This is a genomic window from Actinoplanes sp. NPDC051388, from assembly GCF_055586225.1.
Genome location: NZ_JBVJIP010000006.1, coordinates 210,590 through 230,007, shown reverse-complemented (window position 1 = coordinate 230,007; position 19,418 = coordinate 210,590). Strand labels below are relative to the sequence as shown.

General features: G+C 70.7%; 16 protein-coding genes. 13 read left to right on the top strand and 3 right to left on the bottom strand.

From position 1 onward, the window contains the following. Positions 1-5: 5 nt before the first annotated feature. The 6 genes from ACZ6TI_RS17625 (at position 6) to topA (ending at position 7,762) form a co-directional block, all read left to right on the top strand. The gene (locus ACZ6TI_RS17625; protein WP_465346111.1) at positions 6-380 is read left to right on the top strand and encodes an STAS domain-containing protein; all 375 of its coding nucleotides are present in this window, start codon (positions 6-8) and stop codon (positions 378-380) included. Then, positions 377-817, top strand: coding sequence for an ATP-binding protein (locus tag ACZ6TI_RS17620; RefSeq protein ID WP_465346110.1), 441 nt, complete (start codon positions 377-379; stop codon positions 815-817). Before ACZ6TI_RS17625 ends, ACZ6TI_RS17620 begins: the two co-directional genes overlap by 4 nt. A gap of 233 nt (positions 818-1,050) precedes the next feature. Beyond that, positions 1,051-3,414 carry a sodium-translocating pyrophosphatase gene (locus tag ACZ6TI_RS17615; RefSeq protein WP_465346109.1) on the top strand — a complete coding sequence of 788 codons (2,364 nt, stop codon included), beginning with the start codon at positions 1,051-1,053 and terminating at the stop codon, positions 3,412-3,414. Positions 3,415-3,533: 119 nt separating this feature from the next. Further along, a complete protein-coding gene (locus ACZ6TI_RS17610; protein WP_465346327.1) occupies positions 3,534-4,064 on the top strand; it encodes a hypothetical protein in 531 nt (176 codons plus the stop codon). Further along, the gene (locus ACZ6TI_RS17605) at positions 4,055-4,807 is read left to right on the top strand and encodes a hypothetical protein (protein WP_465346108.1); all 753 of its coding nucleotides are present in this window, start codon (positions 4,055-4,057) and stop codon (positions 4,805-4,807) included. The genes ACZ6TI_RS17610 and ACZ6TI_RS17605 overlap by 10 nt, the downstream gene beginning before the upstream one ends. A gap of 171 nt (positions 4,808-4,978) precedes the next feature. Continuing rightward, positions 4,979-7,762 carry a type I DNA topoisomerase gene (topA, locus tag ACZ6TI_RS17600; protein ID WP_465346107.1) on the top strand — a complete coding sequence of 928 codons (2,784 nt, stop codon included), beginning with the start codon at positions 4,979-4,981 and terminating at the stop codon, positions 7,760-7,762. A gap of 37 nt (positions 7,763-7,799) precedes the next feature. On the opposite strand, the gene ACZ6TI_RS17595 is transcribed toward topA, so the two are convergent. After that, the gene (locus ACZ6TI_RS17595) at positions 7,800-9,122 is read right to left on the bottom strand and encodes a D-arabinono-1,4-lactone oxidase (RefSeq protein WP_465346106.1); all 1,323 of its coding nucleotides are present in this window, start codon (positions 9,120-9,122) and stop codon (positions 7,800-7,802) included. A 136-nt stretch (positions 9,123-9,258) separates the two neighbouring features. Between ACZ6TI_RS17595 and ACZ6TI_RS17590 the strand changes: the two genes are divergently transcribed. Then, entirely contained in the window at positions 9,259-9,888 is a 630-nt protein-coding gene (locus ACZ6TI_RS17590; RefSeq protein ID WP_465346105.1) for a TetR/AcrR family transcriptional regulator, read from the top strand. 1 nt (position 9,889) lies between these two features. On the opposite strand, the gene ACZ6TI_RS17585 is transcribed toward ACZ6TI_RS17590, so the two are convergent. After that, on the bottom strand, positions 9,890-11,095 hold the full coding sequence (locus tag ACZ6TI_RS17585) for an amino acid deaminase/aldolase (RefSeq protein WP_465346104.1): 1,206 nt from the start codon (positions 11,093-11,095) through the stop codon (positions 9,890-9,892). 208 nt (positions 11,096-11,303) lie between these two features. Here ACZ6TI_RS17585 and tmk point away from each other — a divergent pair, with 208 nt between their 5' ends. The 5 genes from tmk (at position 11,304) to ACZ6TI_RS17560 (ending at position 16,015) form a co-directional block, all read left to right on the top strand. Next, positions 11,304-13,448 carry a dTMP kinase gene (tmk, locus tag ACZ6TI_RS17580; RefSeq protein ID WP_465346326.1) on the top strand — a complete coding sequence of 715 codons (2,145 nt, stop codon included), beginning with the start codon at positions 11,304-11,306 and terminating at the stop codon, positions 13,446-13,448. Continuing rightward, the gene (locus tag ACZ6TI_RS17575) at positions 13,441-14,634 is read left to right on the top strand and encodes a DNA polymerase III subunit delta' (RefSeq protein WP_465346103.1); all 1,194 of its coding nucleotides are present in this window, start codon (positions 13,441-13,443) and stop codon (positions 14,632-14,634) included. The genes tmk and ACZ6TI_RS17575 overlap by 8 nt, the downstream gene beginning before the upstream one ends. Before the next feature lie 103 nt (positions 14,635-14,737). Further along, positions 14,738-15,073, top strand: coding sequence for a YbaB/EbfC family nucleoid-associated protein (locus ACZ6TI_RS17570; RefSeq protein WP_465346102.1), 336 nt, complete (start codon positions 14,738-14,740; stop codon positions 15,071-15,073). After that, positions 15,070-15,396, top strand: coding sequence for a type VII secretion target (locus tag ACZ6TI_RS17565; RefSeq protein ID WP_465346101.1), 327 nt, complete (start codon positions 15,070-15,072; stop codon positions 15,394-15,396). Before ACZ6TI_RS17570 ends, ACZ6TI_RS17565 begins: the two co-directional genes overlap by 4 nt. Further along, positions 15,389-16,015 (top strand): hypothetical protein, encoded by a 627-nt coding sequence (locus ACZ6TI_RS17560; protein ID WP_465346100.1) that lies wholly within the window; start codon positions 15,389-15,391, stop codon positions 16,013-16,015. Before ACZ6TI_RS17565 ends, ACZ6TI_RS17560 begins: the two co-directional genes overlap by 8 nt. 382 nt (positions 16,016-16,397) lie before the next feature. Here the strand turns inward: ACZ6TI_RS17560 and ACZ6TI_RS17555 are convergent, their stop codons facing one another. Further along, positions 16,398-17,480 (bottom strand): hypothetical protein, encoded by a 1,083-nt coding sequence (locus ACZ6TI_RS17555; RefSeq protein WP_465346099.1) that lies wholly within the window; start codon positions 17,478-17,480, stop codon positions 16,398-16,400. A 1,095-nt stretch (positions 17,481-18,575) separates the two neighbouring features. On the opposite strand from ACZ6TI_RS17555, the gene ACZ6TI_RS17550 reads away from it, so the two are divergent. After that, positions 18,576-19,415, top strand: a complete 840-nt coding sequence (locus ACZ6TI_RS17550) for a PSP1 domain-containing protein (RefSeq protein WP_465346098.1) — start codon at positions 18,576-18,578, stop codon at positions 19,413-19,415. Positions 19,416-19,418 lie beyond the last annotated feature (3 nt).

Genomic DNA, 19,418 nt, shown 5'->3' with positions numbered 1-19,418 from the left:
GAACGATGGAGCTGTCGCTGGCGACCCGCACCGTCGCCGGGCACACGGTGCTGGAGGTCGGCGGCGAGGTCGACGTTTACACCGCTCCGAGGCTGCGGGAAAGCCTCGTCGCCCTGGTGGACGGTGGCGCCCGCAAGGTTGTGGTGGATCTGGGGCGGGTCGACTTCCTCGATTCCACCGGCCTCGGTGTGCTGGTCGGCGCCCTGAAACGACTGCGGGCCGCGGACGGCACGTTCGGGCTGGTCTGTGCCAAGGAACCACTGCTCAAGATTTTCCGGATCACCGCCCTCGACCAGGTCTTCCCGATCTATTCCTCGGTCGACGCGGCGACCTCCGGGGATGCGGGAGACGCCGGTGACGGCCCCGCACAGACGGCGTGATGGCCACGGTCCGGCTGTCCTTCTCGCCCGCTCCGGTGCACGTTCGCACCGCGCGGCTGGTCGGCGTTGCAGTGGCTCGGCGGGCGGGGGTCGCCGAGGAACTGCTCGACGAAGTGCGGCTGGCGATCGGTGAAGCCTGCACCCGCGCGGTCGCGCTGCACCGGCAATACGGTCTGGCCGACCTCGTCACGGTCGAAATGTCGGACTCGGATTCGTACGCGGTGCGGGTCATCGACCACGCCCCGATCGACGCGAGCATCGGCCTGTCCAAGCTCCAGCCCGACGAGCTCGCCAAGGACACGCTGGACGACGAGGCGTTGACCACCGGCGTCGGGTTCGCCCTGCTTGCCGGATTCGTCGACGACCTTCAGGTGCGCCCGGTGGATGACGGCGCGGGCACCGAGGTCCGGATGGTCTGGCCGGTCAGCCGACGCTGACCTGGGGCGCTCAAATCCGGCCGCCGGGCTAACACAGCGGCGAACATCACCACGACACGGCCGGAGCCGGGTGTGACCACCGACACGACCGGCCTATACAGTACGCGGGTTATCAGCTACTGCTCCTGGCCCCGCGTCCGCGGGGCCCAGTCGTCGTCACTCCCACCGATGAGTGGGGATGCACCCGCCGGTCACGTCCGCTCCCGGGTGCGTTCGGTTACAGGAGGACATTGATGTCCGGGACTTTGCAGTACCTCGCCGCGGAAGGCGGTGGGGTGTCCCTCAGCAGTTCGAACGTTACGTTCGTCATCGTCGCGGTGGTCTTTGCGCTGGTAGCGCTGGCCTTCGCCGCCTGGTTCGTCAAGGTGGTGCTGGCCGCGGGCCGGGGCACCACCAACATGCAGGAGATCGCGGGCGCCGTGCAGGAGGGCGCCACCGCATTCCTGGTGCGCCAATTCAAGACCCTGGCGATCTTCGTCGTCATCGCGGTGGTCCTGCTCTTCCTCTTGCCGGTGCACGCCACCGACAACGAGACCTGGGTCAAGGTCGGCCGCTCGCTGTTCTTCGTGGTCGGCGCTGTCTTCAGCTCGCTGATCGGCGGCTGGGGCATGGCCCTGGCGACCCGCGCCAACCTGCGCGTGGCCGCGGCCGCGGGCGAGTCCGGCGGCCGGGAGAAGGCGATGGCGATCGCCTTCAAGACCGGTGGCGTGGTCGGCTTCCTCACGGTCGGCCTGGGCCTGTTCGGCGCCGCGCTGGTCGTGCTGATCTTCCGCGGCGACGCCCCGACGGTGCTCGAGGGCTTCGGCTTCGGCGCCGCGCTGCTCGCCATGTTCATGCGGGTCGGCGGTGGCATCTTCACCAAGGCCGCGGACGTCGGCGCCGACCTGGTCGGCAAGGTGGAGCAGGGCATCCCGGAGGACGACGCCCGTAACCCCGCGACCATCGCGGACAACGTGGGCGACAACGTCGGTGACTGTGCCGGCATGGCCGCGGACCTCTTCGAGTCCTATGCGGTGACGCTGGTCGCGGCCCTGATCCTGGGCCAGGTGGCGTTCGGTCAGGACGGCCTGATCTTCCCGCTGATCGTCTCCACGATCGGCGTGGTGATCGCCATCGTCGGTGTCTACATCACCCGGCTGCGGGCCTCGGACAAGAACGGCCTGACCGCGATCAACCGCGCGTTCTACATCTCCGCGGTGCTGTCCGCGGTGATCGTGGCGATCGTCAGCTTCATCTACCTGCCGTCGTCCTTCGCGGGCTTCGGCGCCGACGCCGCGATCGACCAGGACGTGCTCGACAGCGGCGCCAACCCGCGCATCGTGGCCATCGGCGCGGTCGTGATCGGCATCGTGCTGGCCGCCGCCATCCAGGCGCTGACCGGCTACTTCACCGAGACCGAGCGGCGTCCCGTGCAGGACATCGGCAAGTCGTCGCAGACCGGCGCGGCCACCGTCGTGCTGGCCGGCATCAGCGTCGGCCTCGAGTCGGCGGTCTACTCCGCGCTGCTGATCGGCGCCGGCGTCTTCGGCGCGTTCCTGCTCGGCGGTTCGTCGCTGACCCTGTCGCTGTTCGCGGTGGCGCTGGCCGGCACCGGCCTGCTGACCACGGTCGGCGTCATCGTCGCGATGGACACCTTCGGCCCGATCTCGGACAACGCGCAGGGCATCGCCGAGATGTCCGGTGACGTCGACGAGAGCGGCGCGCAGATCCTGACCGAGCTCGACGCGGTGGGCAACACCACCAAGGCGATCACCAAGGGCATCGCGATCGCGACGGCCGTGCTGGCCGCGACGGCGCTGTTCGGCTCGTACGTGAACACGCTGCGCACCTCGCTCGCCGAGGCCGGCATCACCGCCGCCGACATCGGCAACCAGGTTCTCAACCTGCTGAACATCGCGAACCCGCGGAACCTGGTCGGCCTGCTGATCGGCTCCGCCGTGGTGTTCCTCTTCTCCGGCCTGGCGATCAACGCCGTGTCCCGCTCGGCGGGCGCGGTCGTGATGGAGGTCCGCCGCCAGTTCCGCGAGTTCCCCGGCATCATGGACCGCACCCAGCGGCCCGAGTACGGCCGCGTGGTCGACATCTGCACCCGGGACGCGCAGCGCGAGCTGATCACCCCGGGTCTGCTGGCGATCATGGCGCCGATCGCGGTGGGCTTCGGCCTGGGCGCCGGCGCGCTGGCGGCCTACCTGGCCGGCGCGATCGGCACCGGCACCCTGATGGCCGTGTTCCTGGCCAACTCGGGTGGCGCCTGGGACAACGCCAAGAAGCTGGTCGAGGACGGCAACTACGGCGGCAAGGGCTCCGAGGCGCACGCGGCCACGGTCATCGGCGACACCGTCGGCGACCCGTTCAAGGACACCGCCGGCCCGGCCATCAACCCGCTGCTCAAGGTGATGAACCTGGTCTCGCTGCTGATCGCCCCGGCGGTCGTGGCGTGGAGCATCGGTGACGACCAGAACACCCCGCTGCGGATCATCATCGCGATCGTGGCGGCGCTGATCATCGTGGCCGCGGTGATCAACAGCAAGCGCAAGCCGATCTCGATGGGCGAGGACGCACCGACGTCCACGCCCACCGAGAAGGTCAGCGCCTGACGTTCAACGGCAGCATGACGACGCAGGGGCACCCGGCCGTGAGCCAGGTGCCCCTGCGCCGTAACAAGAGCAGTGATGACCGTGAAAACCTGTCGGACCCAACCCGTACGCTTTTCGCCATGCGCCCGGCTCGTCCGTTGCTTGTCCTCGCTCTCGTCTGCCTCTGCACGTCCCTGGTCGCCTGTGCTCAAACCACCGGTCCGCGCAGCTGGGCGGCATCGGTCTGCACGGCCCTGGCGCCGTGGCGCACCGAGATCGACACCCTGGCCGACCGCACCCAGGAGCAGATGACCGCGGGCACCTCGCCGGCGCAGGCCAAGGAAAACCTGATGCGGCTCTTCGGCGGCGCCGAGACGGCCAGCGAAAAGGCGCGGGCCGGCGTGGAGCGCGCCGGGGTGCCCGACGTCGACCACGGCGAGCAGGTCGCGGAGAGCTTCACCGCCTCGCTGAGCGGCGTGCGAGACGCCTATGGCCGGGCCCGCACCGGCATCGAGGCGCTCGCCACCAGCCCGCAGAAGGCGTTTTACGAGCAGGTGGGCACCGTCGTGACGAAACTCAACCAGGATTACCAGCAGAGCGAGCTCGACACCGGCAAACTGAGCTCGGTGGAGTTGAAACAAGCCTTCGACGAAGTGCCGGAGTGCCGCTGATCATGGCCGAGACCGGGTGGCCGCTGATTCCGCGCGAGCTGCTGCCCGCGCCGGTGCCGCTCGCCGCCAAGGGCCGCCGTGCCGCCGTGCCGCATCAGCAGGATGGCGCGCGGCAGTTGTCGATCTTCGGGGCGGAGACCACCGACGCCTCCCCTTTTGATCTCGCCGGCCTGCTCGCCGGGCCGGGCCGCCTCGAGCGGATGGGCGGCACGGCCCGTGTGTCGGTGCCGGTGGACTCCGCCTGGCGGGTGCACGTCCTGGCCGCGGAGCTGGTCAGCAGGGGTCTGGTGGTCAACTGGAGACCCCTGGAAGACGAGCCGCCGAAAGAAGCCGAGCCGCCGGCAGAAGACGAGCCGCCGGCAGAAGAAACGCCCGAGGAGAACGAGGCGAAACCTCCGTGGTTCGAGGTGCGCACGGCGTACTCCAGTCGGTTGAATGCCCTGGCCAACGCCTGGCCCGCGGCCGCCGACCAGCTCTTCCTGAGCGGACCGAGGATCCGCCTCTGGGTGGCGGCCTCGGGCGCACCCGATCCGGCGGGCTACGCACTCGGCCTGACCGACGACGGCCCGCTCGACGTGATCGACGCCGCACTGCGCCGGGCCGGGCTCGACGGCACGATGTCGGATCACGGACGGAGCTATGTGATCACCGGCCGCCGACGCCTCGGCAGGCTCGCTGAGCTGGTCGGCGAGCGACCGGCCTCGGCGCCTGTGGCACTCTGGCCCAGCGGCGCCGGCGCGTGATCTTCCTCGATTGTGTGCGACACGAGGCCACGTTCCCGGTGTACGGTGTCGCCGTCGGACGCATGCGGTGGCCGGACCGTTACCATCCGACTCCGGGATGCCCCGGGAATGTCACCATGTCCGGCGCGTTAGTTTGAAGGTCTGTGTAAAGCAAAGAAGTGTGGGAGTGCCGTGCCGAGTGACGCCAGGACGACCCGTTTGGTCATCGTCGAGTCTCCGTCGAAGGCCAAGACGATCGCCGGTTACCTGGGGCCCGACTATTTCGTCGAGGCCTCCTTCGGCCATGTCCGTGACCTGCCGCGCAACGCCGCCGACGTGCCCGCGAAGTACAAGGGCGAGTCGTGGGCCCGGCTCGGGGTCGACGTGGACAACGGCTTCCACGCGCTCTATGTGGTCTCTCCGGACCGCAAGCAGCAGATCGCCAAGCTGACCAAGCTGGCCAAAGAGGTCGACGAGATCTTCCTCGCGACGGATGAGGACCGCGAGGGCGAGGCCATCGCCTGGCACCTGGTCGAGACGATCAAGCCCAAGGTCCCGGTCAAGCGGATGGTCTTCCACGAGATCACCCGGCCGGCCATCCAGGCCGCGGTGGCCAACCCGCGCGAGATCGACCGAGACCTGGTCGACGCGCAGGAGGCCCGGCGGATCCTGGACCGGCTGTACGGGTACGAAGTCAGCCCGGTGCTGTGGAAGAAGGTGATGCCCCGCCTCTCCGCCGGGCGCGTCCAGTCCGTGGCCACCCGCATCGTGGTCGAGCGTGAGCGTCAGCGGATGGCGTTCCGATCGGCGGAGTACTGGGACATCAACGCCCTCCTGGCGGTGCAGAACGCCGAGAAGGACGGGCCCCGCACGTTCAACGCGACGCTGATCGCCCTCGACGGCGACCGGATCGCGACCGGCAAGGACTTCGAGCCCACCACCGGCAAGGTGAAGCCGGGCTCCGGAGTGGTGCATCTGGACGGTGACGGCGCCCGCGGGCTGGCCGCCCGGCTGGAGGACCGCCCGTTCACGGTCACCCGGGTCGAGGAGAAGCCCTACCGCCGCCGGCCATATGCGCCGTTCATCACCTCGACGCTGCAGCAGGAGGCCGCTCGCAAGATGCGGTTCTCCGCCTCGCAGACGATGCGCACGGCCCAGCGGCTTTATGAGAACGGTTACATCACCTACATGCGTACGGACTCGGTGAACCTCTCCGAGACCGCGCTGACCGCCGCCCGGCGGCAGATCGCCGAGCTCTACGGCGAGGCCAACGTCCCGACGCAGCCGCGCCGCTACACCGGCAAGGTGAAGAACGCGCAGGAGGCGCACGAGGCGATCCGCCCGGCCGGCGACAACTTCCGCACCCCGGGCGAGGTGGCCAACGAGCTGTCCACCGACGAGTTCAAGCTCTATGAGCTGATCTGGCGGCGGACCGTCGCCTCGCAGATGACCGACGCGGTCGGCAACTCGATCTCGGTGCGGATCCGGGCGATCTCCACCACCGGCGAAGAGGCCGACTTCGGCGCGACCGGCAAGACGATCACCGACCCGGGCTTCCTGCGGGCCTATGTGGAGTCGTCCGACGACGAGAACGCCGAGGCGGAGGACGCCGAGCGCCGGCTGCCCACGCTGGCCAAGGACCAGCCGCTGAGCGCCGAGGAGCTCAACGCGATCGGCCACCACACCTCGCCGCCCGCGCGTTACACCGAGGCGTCGCTGGTCAAGGCGCTGGAGGAGCTCGGCATCGGCCGGCCGTCCACGTACGAGTCGATCATGCGGACCATTCAGGACCGGGGTTATGTGATCAAGCGCGGTCAGGCGCTGATCCCGGAGTTCCTGGCCTTCGCCGTGGTCGGTCTGCTCGAGGGGCACTACCCGCGGCTGGTGGACTACAACTTCACCGCGGCCATGGAGACCCAGCTCGACGACATCGCCGGTGGCGACCACGCGGCGCTGGACTTCCTCACCGCGTTCTACTTCGGCAGCGACCTGGGCGGCGACGACTCGATCGCCAAGGCCGGCGGGCTGAAGAAGATGGTGACCGAAAACCTCAGTGAGATCGACGCCCGGGCGGTCAACTCGATCCCGCTCTTCGTCCAGGAGGACGGCCGCACGGTCGTGGTCCGGGTCGGGCGCTTCGGGCCCTATCTGCAGAAGCAGGCGCCGGGCGGCACCGAGGAGTCGGCCGAGGACCGCGCGTCCATTCCCGAGGGAGTGGCGCCCGACGAGCTGACCCCGGAAAAGGTCAACGAGCTCTTCCTCGGCGGCGGCGGCGAGCGCAGCCTGGGCGACCACCCGGCGACCGGCGAGTCGGTGCAGCTCAAGTCCGGCCGCTTCGGACCCTATGTGCAGAGTGGCGAGCGCAAGTCATCGCTGTTCAAGTCGCAGACGCCGGACGAGCTGACCCTCGAGCAGGCGCTGCGTCTGCTCGAACTGCCGCGTGCCATCGGCAAGGACCCGGACGGCAAGGAGATCGTCGCCGCGAACGGCCGCTACGGGCCGTACGTGAAGCGGGACGACGACTTCCGCTCGCTGGAGAGCGAGGACAAGCTCTTCACGGTCACCCTGGAGGAGGCGCTGGCCCTGCTGGCGGCGCCGAAGACGCGGCAGCGCCGGGCGGCCGCCCCGCCGCTGCGGGAGATGGGCAACGACCCGGTCACCGAGAAGCCGATGGTGATCAAGGAGGGCCGGTTCGGTCCCTATGTGACCGACGGCGAGTTCAACGCGTCGCTGCGCCGCGGGCAGACGCCCGAGGAGCTGACCGTCGAGCAGGCCTCCGAGATGCTGGCCGAGAAGCGGGCCAAGGGTCCGGCGCCGCGCAAGGCGCCGGCGGCGAAGAAGGCCCCGGCCAAGAAGACCGCAGCCAAGAAGACTGCGGCCAAGAAGGCCACCCCGGCGAAGAAGGCCACTCCCGCCAAGAAGGCGGCGGCTGCGAAGAAGACGGCTCCGAAGAAGGCGACTGCTTCCCAGGAGTGAGGCTTCCAAGGATCAAGGCTTCCAGGGATCAAGGCTTCTAAGGAGTAAGGCCGAGCACCCGGTCCAGGTAGGCGTTGGTGAAGACCCGGGCCGGGTCGAAGCGGTCGCGCACGGCCAGGAAGTCGTCGAACTTCGGATAGACCGCGCGCAGTGACTCGGCCGAGCGATAGTGCAGCTTGCCCCAGTGCGGGCGCCCGCCGAGCGGCTCGCAGACGGCTTCGAAGGCCCGGAAGTACGGCTCGTAGGGGCTGCCGACGAACTGGTGCACGGCGATGTAGGCGGAGTCGCGTCCGTAGCCGTGGGACATCCAGACGTCGTCGGCCGGGCCGGTGAAGCGCACTTCGACCGGGAACTGCACGCGGAACGGCAGCGCTTCGATGATCCGGGGGAGCGCGGCCAGCACCTCGGGCATGGCGGCGCGCGGGACCTCGTACTCCATCTCGGTGAAGCGCACCCGGCGCGCCGTGCAGAACACCCGGTCGGATCGGTCCGTGTAGGTGCGGGCCGTCAGGGCCCGCGCCGCGACCGCGCTGATCGTGGGAACGGCGGCCGGGATCGCCCGGCCCAGCCGGCACGCGCCCTGGAAGACGGTGTTGGGCAGGAAGTCGTCGTCCAGCCAGCCCCGGAAGCGGGACAGCGGCCGGTGCGACGTGTCGACCACGTTGTTCCGCTTGAGCTGCGTCCGATCGGTGTACGGGTACCAGTAGAACTCGGCGTGATGGTTGGCCCCGAGGTGCTCGTCGAGCCCGGCCAGCACCTCGCTCAGCGGCATCGGCCGCTCGTCCGCCAGCAGCGTGAACGCGTCCACGCAGCGCAACGTAACCTCGGTCAGGATCCCCAGGGCGCCCAGCGAGAGCGCCGCGGCCGGCAGCGCCTCGTCCGTTTTATCCAGGCGAACAACCTCGCCGGACCCGGTGACGAGGGTGACCGCCTCCACGTAGGAGGCAAGAGTCGCATATGCGACACCCGTCCCATGGGTGCCCGTCGAGATCGCGCCGGCCACCGTCTGCACGTCGATGTCACCGAGGTTGGGCAGCGCCAATCCGTGCGCGGCCAGCCAGGCGTTCAGGTCGGACAGCAGCATGCCGGCCTGCACGGTGACCAGGTGCCCGTCCACGGACACCGGCGACGCCAGGCGCGGCAGAAGGATGCGCAGGTCATCGGCGACGGCGATGTCGGTGAAGGAGTGCCCGCTGCCGACCGCCTTGACCCGCCCACCTCGTGCCGCCGCCTTCTTGACCAGCGCCGCAACCTCGTCGACGCTTCCAGGGGTGTGCACCTCAGCCGCCACCGCGTGCTGGTTGCCACCCCAGTTGCGCCAGCGTGTCGACCGCACGGGTGCACTGATCTCATTGCTCATGACGGCTTTGTCCCTCCACCGAGCGGACAGTCGCACAAAACCGGTGATGCCACGCATCCCCGGCGTCCCGTCGATGCTGCTCGCTCGTTGATCCGAGTAACGTTCGATTATCACTGCTGAGAGGGAGTGGCGACGCGTGTCGACACCAACCGTCACCACCGGGCCGCTGCGGCGGGTCCCGGTGCAGGGCAGAAGCGTTGCCCGGGTCCAGCGCATGCTGGACGCCTGCGCCGAGCTGGTCGATGAGGTCGGTTATGAGGGCCTGACCACGACGCTGCTCGCCGAGCGGGCCGAGGTGGCCATCGGCTCGGTCTACCAATTCTTCCCCGACAAGCGGGCCATCGTGCAGGCGCTCGCGATGCGCAACATGGATGCCTACCTGCAGAATCTCTCGGCGCGATTCGCCAACGAGACGTTCGCCCACTGGTGGGACGGCGTGGACGCGGCGATGGACACGTTCATCGCGATGCACCGCACCGTGCCCGGCTTCCGCACGCTGCATTTCGGCGACGTCGTCGACCTGCACCTGCTCGATGCCGAGCGGGACAACAACGCGGTCATCGCCGAGCGCCTCGCCGAGCTGCTGGTCGATCAGTTCCAGCTGATGGACAAGATGCGGCTGCGGTTCGCGCTGGCGATCGCGGTCGAGGCGGCCGACGCGCTGATCAAGCTGGCTTTCCGGCGCGACTCCGGCGGCGACGAAGCGGTCATCCGCGAGGCCAAGGCGCTGATCCGGGAATACCTGCACCGCCACGTGACCGCCTGAGTCACCCGAGAAAAGCAAAACCTTCTCCCCGGTACGTCGGGGTCGGCGCAACCGTGTCGCCGTCGACCAGGTGCACCTCGTTGACGTGCTCACACAGCTCGCCGGCCTTGGCGTGGCGGAACCAGACGCGATCGCCCGGCCGCAGCTGCGAGGCGGCCGGTCCGATCAGTGGCGTCTGCACCTCGCCCGCGCCCTCGTCACCACGAAAGCGCAGGCCGGCGGGCAGGTAGGGGCTCGGCAGCCGGGACGGGTGCGCGGGTCCCGACGCGACCCAGCCGCCGCCGAGCACGGTCGCCACGCGCGGGGCCGGGCGGCGCACCACCGACAGCGCGAACAGGGCGGCCGGGGTGGGCTGCCAGTTCGTGTACTGGTCGAACAGCGTCGGGCCGAAGAGTCCGGAGCCGGCCGCCAGCTCGGTCACGGCCGGGTCGGCGCTGGTCTCGGCCAGGCTGCCGGTGCCGCCGCCGTTGACGAACTCGAGGTCGGCGTGTTCGCGTACGGCGGCGACCGCGGCTGCCCGGCGGGCCATCAGCTCGGGGAGGGCTCGGCGCTGCATCAGCCGGATCATGTTGCCGCGCATCGGCTGCCCGTTGGGCGCGTCGCCGACGCCGGCGATGTGCGCCTCGTAGGACATCATCCCGACCAGCCGGAATCCCGGGCGTTCGGTGAGGCGGCGGGCCAGGGCGGAGGCCTGTGCGGCGGAGTGCACCGGCGAGCGGCGAACCCCGACGTGCAGCGCGCCGGCCGGTCGCCAGGACGCGTCCAGCTCCAGGCACAGGCGAATCTCCTCGCGCCGGCTCGGCGGCACGACCTGGTCGATCAGGTCCAGGTGGGAGGGGTGGTCGGCGATCACGGTGATCGCGGCCGCCAACTCGGCGTCCTTGGCGAGCTCGGCGATCGCCGAGCGGTCCACTGTCGGGTACGCGACCAGCACGTCCGCGGTCACGCCGGCCCGAACCAGCCAGATCGCCTCGGCCAGCGTGTATGCCATCACGCCGTGCCATCCCGGCCGGGCGAGCACCCGGTCCAGCAGCGCCCGGACGCGCACCGACTTGCTGGCCACCCGGATCGGCTTCCCGGCGGCGCGGGCGGTCAGGGCCTCGGCATTGGCGTCGAAAGCGGACAGGTCGACCACCGCAACCGGGGTCTCCAGGTGCGCGGTGGCACGATCCAGGCGTTCGCGCAGGCCGGGGCGTTCGGCGGTCACGCGAGGAAGATAACCCCTTCCGGAGCAATGCGAAACACCTTCATCTATGCGCCACCCGTTCGTGCATGTCCCCGGCGGCAAGCGGTCGCCGGTTAGAGTGCTCCGGGTACTGACCACGGGAGGTAGGACCATCGACACCGACGCGCGCAACGAGGCCGCACCCCCGGTCGAACTGACCGGGGTGGCCGCACTGCGCTCGGTTCTGCGGATCCGCCCGTTCCGCCGCCTCTGGCTGGTCCTCAGCGTCGCGTCGTTCGGCGACTGGCTCGGCCTGCTGGCCACCGCGCTCTTCGCGTCCCAGCAGGTCAGCGGCAGTGTCGCGCAGGGTGGTGCGTTCAGTGGCACGATCGCCATCCGGCTGGTCCCGGCACTGATCCTGGGCCCGATCGCGGGCGTCATGGCCGACCGCTTCGACCGCCGCTACACGATGGTCATCTGCGACATCATCAGATTCTTCGTGTACGGGTCCATTCCGGTGATCGCCCTGTTCAGCGACTCGGGCGCCTTCGTGGTGGCGTGGGCCGTCGTGGCCACGTTCATCGGCGAGGCCGTCACCCTGATGTGGATCCCCGCCAAAGAGGCGGCGGTGCCCAACCTGATCCCGCGCAGCCGGCTCGAAGTCTCGAACCAGTTGACGCTCATCACGACGTACGGAATCACTCCGATCTTCGCGGCCCTGAGCCTCGCCGCGCTGGACCGCATCGTCCGCAGCCCGTTCGACACCCTCCCGGATTGGGCCGAACCGGCCCAGATGGGCCTCTACGTCAACGCCTTCTCCCGCCTGGCCACCGCGCTGGTCGTGTTCTTCGGCATCCGGGAGATCAGCCAGGGTCGCCGGCAACGCCGGCAGAAGAACGCCGAGCAGAGCATGTTGCGGCAGTTCGTCGACGGCTGGAAATACATCGGGGGCACGCCGCTGGTCCGCGGCCTGGTCCTGGGCATCTTCGGGGCGTTCGCGGGCGGCGGCATCGTGATCGGCACCGCACGCTTCTTCACCGCCTCGCTCGGCGCCGGTGACGCCGCGTTCTCGCTGCTCTTCGCGACCCTGTTCATCGGTCTGGCGATCGGCATCGGGCTCGGTCCGATGGTGGTCCGCGATCTGTCCCGGCGCCGCTGGTTCGGCCTGAGCATCGTGCTGGCCAGCGGCTCGGTGATGTTCCTGGCGGTGGCCATCCACCTGTCCATGGCGCTGCTCGGCGCGGTGCTGGTCGGCGCCGGCGCGGGCATGGCCTTCCTGGCCGGCACCACGCTGCTCGGCGGTCAGGTCGGCGACGAGGTGCGCGGCCGGGTCTTCGCGGTGGTGCAGATCGGCACCCGCCTGGTGCTGCTGCTCGCCATCTCGCTGTCCGGCCTGCTGGTCGGCCTGGGCGGCTCGCGCCGCTTCGCGATCGGCGCCCTGGACATCTCGGTCTCCGCGACGCGTCTGCTGCTGCTGGTGGCCGGCGTGGTCGGCGTCTGGACCGGCATCAGCGCGTTCCGCCAGATGGACGACAAGCGCGGCGTGCCGGTGCTGGCCGACCTGTGGGGCTCGATCCGCGGCCGCCCGCTCTCCCCGCCGGACCAGTTCGTCCGCAACGGCATCTTCGTGGTCTTCGAGGGCGGTGAAGGCGCGGGCAAGTCCACCCAGGTCACCCGGCTGGCGTCCGCGCTGCACGGGCAGGGCCGCGAGGTTGTGGTCACCCGCGAACCGGGGGCCACCGACATGGGCGCCCGGATCCGTGGGCTGGTGCTGGACAAAGGCGACGCGCCGTCGCCGCGCGCCGAGGCGCTGCTCTATGCGGCCGACCGCGCGCACCACGTCGCCACGGTGGTCCGCCCGGCCTTGGCGCGGGGCGCGGTGGTCGTCTCCGATCGGTACGTGGACTCGTCGCTGGCCTACCAGGGCGCCGGCCGGACCCTGCCGGTGCAGGAGATCTCCTGGCTGTCCTCCTGGGCGACCGGCGGCCTCAAGCCCGACCTGGTGGTCCTGCTCGACGTGGACCCGGGCGTCGGCCTGTCCCGCGTCGACTCCCGTGGCAACGGCGCCGACCGGCTGGAAAGCGAGTCCCGGTCCTTCCACGAGCGCGTGCGCTACGCGTTCCTCGACCTGGCCGCCGCCGACCCGAAGCGCTACCTGGTTCTCGACGCGGCCCGCCCGCCGGAAGAGCTGGCCGCGGCCGTCGAAGAACGGCTGCAGGTCATGCTCGACGCCGACCAGGCCCACCCGCCGAACGCCTCGACCACGCCGCCTTCGGGCAGTCCCGATCTGGCGGCTCCCGACCTGTCCGGTGATCCCCGCCCGAAACCCCCTATCCAAGTGATGGAGGATCTGGTCGAGCAGCCGCCGGCGAGCAACAATGGCCGCCGTGACTGACGTTTTCGCCGACCTCGTCGGGCAGGACGAGGCGGTCGAGGTGCTGCGCCGCGCATCCGCGTCGGCGGCCCGGATCGTCGCCGGCACGGCCACCGGCAACGGCGCGATGACCCACGCGTGGATCTTCACCGGGCCGCCCGGGTCGGGGCGGTCGGTGGCCGCGCGGGCCTTCGCGGCGGCGCTGCAGTGCGAGCGTGACGGCGCCGGGTGCGGCGAGTGCCACGGCTGCCACACCGCGCTCGGTGGCACGCACGCCGACGTGCGGTTCGTCATTCCGGAAGGGCTGTCGATCGGCGTCGGCGAGATGCGCGCTCTGGTGCTGCGGGCGAGCAGCGCGCCCTCCGGCGGCCGCTGGCAGGCGGTCGTGGTGGAAGACGCCGACCGCCTCACCGAGCAGGCCGGAAACGCGCTGCTGAAAGCGATCGAGGAGCCGCCGCCGCGCACGGTCTTCCTGCTCTGCACGCCGTCCACGCACCCCGACGACATCTCGGTGACGATCCGCTCCCGGTGCCGCGTCGTCCCGCTGCGCCAGCCGCCCGCCGAAGCGGTGGCCGAGGTGCTGGCCCGCCGCGACGGCATCGCACCGGATGTCGCGGCGTGGGCCGCGGCCGCCGCGCAGGGCCACGTCGGCCGGGCGAAGCGGCTGGCCAACGACGCCGACGCCCGCGCACGCCGAGAGGCCGTGCTGGCGGTTCCGCGCCGGCTGACCGGCATCGGCGCCTGCTTCGACGCGGCGTCCGCCCTGATCGAGGCGTCCGAGGCCGAGTCCGCCGCGGCGGTGGCCGAGACCGACACGACCGAGAAGGCCGCCCTCGAGCAGGCCCTCGGCGCGGGCGGCACCGGCCGGGGCGCGGCGGGCGCGATGCGCGGCGCGGCCGGCCAGATCAAGGACCTGGAGAAACGCCAGCGCTCCCGGGCGACCCGCTCGCAGCGCGACGCCCTCGACCGCGCGCTGGTCGACCTCGCCGGCTTCTATCGAGACGTCCTGATCACCACCCTGCGCGCCCCGGTCCCGGTCGTGCACACGGACACCGCGGCGATGTCGTCGGCCGCCGCCGAGAAGTGGACCCCGGAAAGCACCCTGCGCCGCCTCGAAGCCGTGCTGGCCTGCCGCGAAGCCATCGACCTCAACGTCAAGCCGAAGATCGCGGTCGAGGCGATGATGGTCAGCCTCTGGCAGGGCTGAGCCCGCCCCGAGTTATCCACAGGGGACTCCCATCGGTCGCGGCGATTCGGTACGGTTCGGTGCCGGAACGCAAGCGCGGCGGCACACCCGGTGAGGAGCCTGCATGGCCCGCGAGATCGACGAGGCGTGGATCGACGAGGCGATCGAGCGCCACCGGCGGATCGACGTGCTCCGCGCCGAGTTCGACCGGGCCGTGGCGGCGCATGTCGTCTCGGTCCATTCGCCGGACAACACGGTGGAGGTCCTGGTGACGGCGGCGGGTGACATCACCGACGTGCGGATCCGGGGGAGTCTGGCGCAGCGAAACGCGGCAGACCTGGCCAGGGAGGTGCAGGCGGTGGTGACGAGTGCGGCGGAGGCGGCGCGCTGGGCGCGCGAAAAACTCCACGACGAGGTCTTCAGCGCCTTCCGCACCCTGAACACCAAGGGCGACCGATGACCGCTCCTCTTGAGAGTGGCGGCTCCGACCGGGTCGCCGACAGCTTGGCCGCGGCTGCCGAGCTGCTGGCCACTGTGGACCGTGGGTTGCCGGGATTGGCCGCGTCGGCCGGGGCGTTCGGCGCCGATGGTCCCGGCGTGCCCGGCCGGGTGAGTCGCGAACTGCACGCCCACTGGCAGGCGGTGCTGGCGGCGCGGGCACGCGAAGCCGCCGACGCGGCCGCCCGCCTGAGCGACCTGGCCGACTCGGTGCGCACCACCGCGCGGGCATATGAGGCGACGGACGAACAAGCCGCCCACCGCATCGAGGTTTCCGGTGGCTGATCGACTCGATGGCGTGCTGGCCACGGCGGCGCCCCTGCTCAAGCGGGTGGACGAGGTGCTGACGGCCGCCGGCGCGCCACCGGATCACCAGGTGTGGCCGACGCTGCGCAGGGTTCGGCTGCTGCCGTGGGACGCGGTCCAAGCCGTAGCCGCTCTGCGCCCGGCCGACCTCACCGGCGCCGCGCCCGAGCTCCGAGCCGACGCCCGGTCCTGCGCCGATGTGGCAGAGTCGCTGCCGCCGCCCGGCACCTGGTCCGGCACCGCGGCCGATGCCTATGACGAGACCCGCAAACGCGCCGCCACCCACCTGAGCGGTTCGGGCGAAAGCCTGGACGGGCGCCTGGCCGCGTCCGCCGACCTGGCCGAAGCGCTGGTCGCCTGGATGTCCGAAACGAGAGCCGGCCTGGCCGCCACACTGGCCGAGGTCCTCACCTCGGCCGAGGCCCTGACGTTGTCGCCGCAATCGACTCCCGGCTCGATCGACCCAGCCGCCGCACGGGAGGCCGAAGCCGCGGCCGACGTGGCCGCCCGAGTCCTCGAAGCCATAGCGGAGTCATACGAAGCCGCCACCGACCTGATCCACACGACGACCGACCTGACCGAGGTCCACTGGTCCTGACCGCCCGGTCGAGGATGTAGCGGCGGCGCCGCATTCGGCTACCGGTTCCGAATGCGACGCCGCCCCCTCCTGCACCCCCCGCAGGTCTACGACCCACTCAACGCGCCGCCGCCGGGTTTGTCGCCGCCCGCGGTAGTGATTGGGCCGCACGGTCGACCTAGACGGCACAAACGGGAAGCTGATCGATCTTTCCGGCCGATCCGGCCAGCACCATCCGGCCGATGGCATCGACAGCCATGACGCTCATCGTGAAGATACTTCGGCCTTTCCCACATTCCGCCGGACGAACCCCGGTCGGGCGCCCATCCCGCCGAAGACTGGCCCGAGACGAGCCACGAGCGCCACTAGGCCTAATCGTGCGACGCATTCAGCGTTCCGCCGCTCAGGCGTGGAAGCGGCGACGCCGCACACCGAAGATCAACGCGCCCGCGCCGACGACCAGGAACGTCGTGCCGACCAGCGCCATCAGGTCGATCCTCGGGCCGGTGATCGGCAGGCTGCCACCGGCGCCGCCGACCGCGTTCGCGACCCCGGCCCGCGCGGGCTCCGGTGCGACCGCAGCCGACTCCAGCACGCCGACCCCGAGGTCCAGGGTCACGTCGGCGCCCGCGCCGTAGCCGTCGGCCTCGCCGGCCTGGGTGATGCCGATCTTGATCGCGGTCGCACGGGCGGCGACCGCGTGGTCCACTGTGGCCTGCCGGACGTCACCCAGCGAGACCTTCACGCTTGTGCCCTTGCCGGGCGCGGGCATCGACTCCGGCTCGCCCTCGCCGGGCAGCGACGGCAGGCCCGGAATGGCCGGCAACGGAAGGTCGCTGACCGTGCCGCCGGTCTTCTTCGGCAGCCGCAACGACTCGGTTTGCCGCTCGCTGAACGTCAACTCCATGCTGTCGCCGACCGTATCCAACTTCGTGGTCTTCACGCCGTCGCCGGACACCTCGATCGCCGCCGGCAGATAACGCACCTCGCCACCCTCCACCGTGGACATCGAGGTTCGCAACGTAGGCGCCCGCCGCACCTTGATGGTCACCGCGCCGCCGAGCAGGTCCAACGTCCCCGCCGTCAGGGTCGCGACCGCGACCGATCGAGCACCCCCGGAGGCCTTCTCCAGCGCCGTCGTGCTCACGCTCTCGACCTTCATCGGTACGCCCACCAGCGCCGCCCCGCCGTCCCCGCCGACCTGCGCGGCACCGAGCGTGGCCACCGCCCGGGTCACCTCGCCGAACGCCATTCCGCACGCCATCCCGCTCTGCCACCGGGCGTCGGACGCGAGATTGCCGGCGTCCACCAGCAACGGACCGGACTCGGCGGCGGGCGTCTTGCGGCTGCCGGCCTTCGCGTTCTTCGGCGCCTGCTGGATCAGCGGTTTGCTCAACCGCGGCTCGTCCGAGCTGCTGAGCATCCGGCTGACCGCGGCCGCGTTCGGTGCGACCTCGGCGACCAGCGCCGACTTGGCCTCACCCACGCGCAGCCCATCAACAGAAACCGCCCCGCGCCCGGAACTGGGCTCGCGCCCAGAACTCGGCTCGCCCCCGGAATTCGGCTCGCCTACGGAACTGGGCTCACCGCCGGAACTGGGCTCACCGCCGGAATTGGGCTGACCGCCGGAATTGGGCTCACCCCCGGAATTGGGCTCGTCTCCGGAAGTGGGCTCCCGCCCGGGAATCGGCTCGCGTCCCGGAATCGGCTTGAGCGCCTCGCCGCCAGCGCCGGCCGTAGGCATGGCCCCTGCTTTCGCCGCGACCGTGCCACTCGAATTTCGGTGCGGCGCGTCGCCCTTCCCGCGCGACGCGCCGCCGTATGTGTCGACCACGCCGAGCGCGGCCACATCGTCCGTGGACGCGCCGGGCGGCGCATTGGGCGCCATCCGCCCATCGGGCCCCGCGTTGGGCGCAGGCCCGAGGCCGATCCCACCGCCACGGCCCGCGCTGGGCGTGGTCCCACCGCCACGGCCCGCGCTGGGCGTGGTCCCGCCGTCACGGCTCGCGCTGGGCGGGGTCCCGCGATTGGTCCTGCCGTTACCGCCTGCGCCGGGTGCAGCCCCGCGATTGGTTCCGCCGTCACCGGCCGCGCCGAACGTGGACCCGCGATCGGTGCCGCCGTCACCGCCCGTGCCGGGCGCAAGCCCGCGATCCGCCCCGCCGTGACTGCCCGGCTTGTCGCCACGCGCGCCACCTCGGCCGCTACCGTGGTCGCTCGCGTTCTGTGGGCGTACCGAAAGCTTGCTGAGCCGGAGCATCTCCGCGCCGGACTGAGCCGCATAGCGCTCGGCCCCCGCGCACGATGCCGGCGCCGCCGCAATCGGCCCGGGCAAAGCGAAAGCCGGCGCCGGGACGGCGAAGACGCCGGCTACTGCGAGCGCGGCGACACTGGCGGCGAACGGCCTTGCGGCGGGCGTCATGAAGGGTCCTCCCCGAAGATCGGCCGCAGCGAGCGGCGTCTACGGGACTTCACAACGAGGTTCGATGACGTGGGATGCGTGGTATCAATGCGACAACCCACGCGGGTAACCCAAACATGGACATTTCGTCCGCACCTGATCACGTCGTAGGGTGTGCTCATGGGCATGCTGTGCGCAGTGAGCTTCAACCGGTATGGACGGCTCTATTATCTCGATCCCGGTGAGTTCAGCCCCAAGGTCGGCGACCGTGTGCTGGTGCCGACGGACGACGGTCCCGAGGTGGCGGAGTGCGTCTGGCCGGCGCAGTGGGTGAGCGAGGAGACCGACGGTTTCCCCAAGGTCGCGGGCCTGGCCGACGACCGTGACCTGCGCCGCGACGAGACGCTGCGCAAGCGCAAGGCGGAGGCCAAGGTCGCCGCGAAAAAGCTGATCAAGGCCCACGAGCTGCCGATGAAGGTGGTCGCCGTGGACCACGTGCTCGAGCAGAACGGCAGCGGCGGCGCGCGCACCACGATCTATTTCACCGCGCCGCACCGGGTCGACTTCCGGTCTCTGGTGCGCGACCTCGGCGCCACCCTGCGCTGCCGGGTGGAGCTGCGCCAGCTGTCGGCGCGTGACTCGGCGCGAGTGCAGGGCGGCATCGGCTCGTGCGGTCGGGACCTGTGCTGCGCCACCTTCCTGACCGACTTCGAGCCGGTCACCATCCGGATGGCGAAGGACCAGGACCTGCCGCTCAACCCGCTGCGCATCTCCGGCGCCTGCGGCCGGCTGATGTGCTGCCTCAAATATGAGCACCCGCTCTATGCCGGCAGCAGCGAGAACTACCCTCGCAGCGGCGAGCGGGTCACCACCCCGGATGGCGAGGGTCGCGTGGTGGCCAAACACCCGCCGAGCGAGACGGTCACCGTGCGCAACTTCGCCGACGGGGCTTTGAAGCGGTGCGCCCTGACCGACGTCTGCGGGTCACGCCGCGCCTTCGACGGCCGCGACCCGGCCTGACCG

What these genes read in the sequence shown, in the direction of transcription:
- ACZ6TI_RS17615 (WP_465346109.1), top strand. Translation starts at nt 1,051, where the DNA reads ATGTCCGGGACTTTGCAGTACCTCGCCGCGGAAGGCGGTGGGGTGTCC.
- ACZ6TI_RS17550 (WP_465346098.1), top strand. Translation starts at nt 18,576, where the DNA reads ATGGGCATGCTGTGCGCAGTGAGCTTCAACCGGTATGGACGGCTCTAT.
- ACZ6TI_RS17610 (WP_465346327.1), top strand. Translation starts at nt 3,534, where the DNA reads ATGCGCCCGGCTCGTCCGTTGCTTGTCCTCGCTCTCGTCTGCCTCTGC.
- ACZ6TI_RS17595 (WP_465346106.1), bottom strand. Translation starts at nt 9,122, where the DNA reads ATGAGCAATGAGATCAGTGCACCCGTGCGGTCGACACGCTGGCGCAAC.
- ACZ6TI_RS17570 (WP_465346102.1), top strand. Translation starts at nt 14,738, where the DNA reads ATGGCCCGCGAGATCGACGAGGCGTGGATCGACGAGGCGATCGAGCGC.
- ACZ6TI_RS17565 (WP_465346101.1), top strand. Translation starts at nt 15,070, where the DNA reads ATGACCGCTCCTCTTGAGAGTGGCGGCTCCGACCGGGTCGCCGACAGC.
- ACZ6TI_RS17625 (WP_465346111.1), top strand. Translation starts at nt 6, where the DNA reads ATGGAGCTGTCGCTGGCGACCCGCACCGTCGCCGGGCACACGGTGCTG.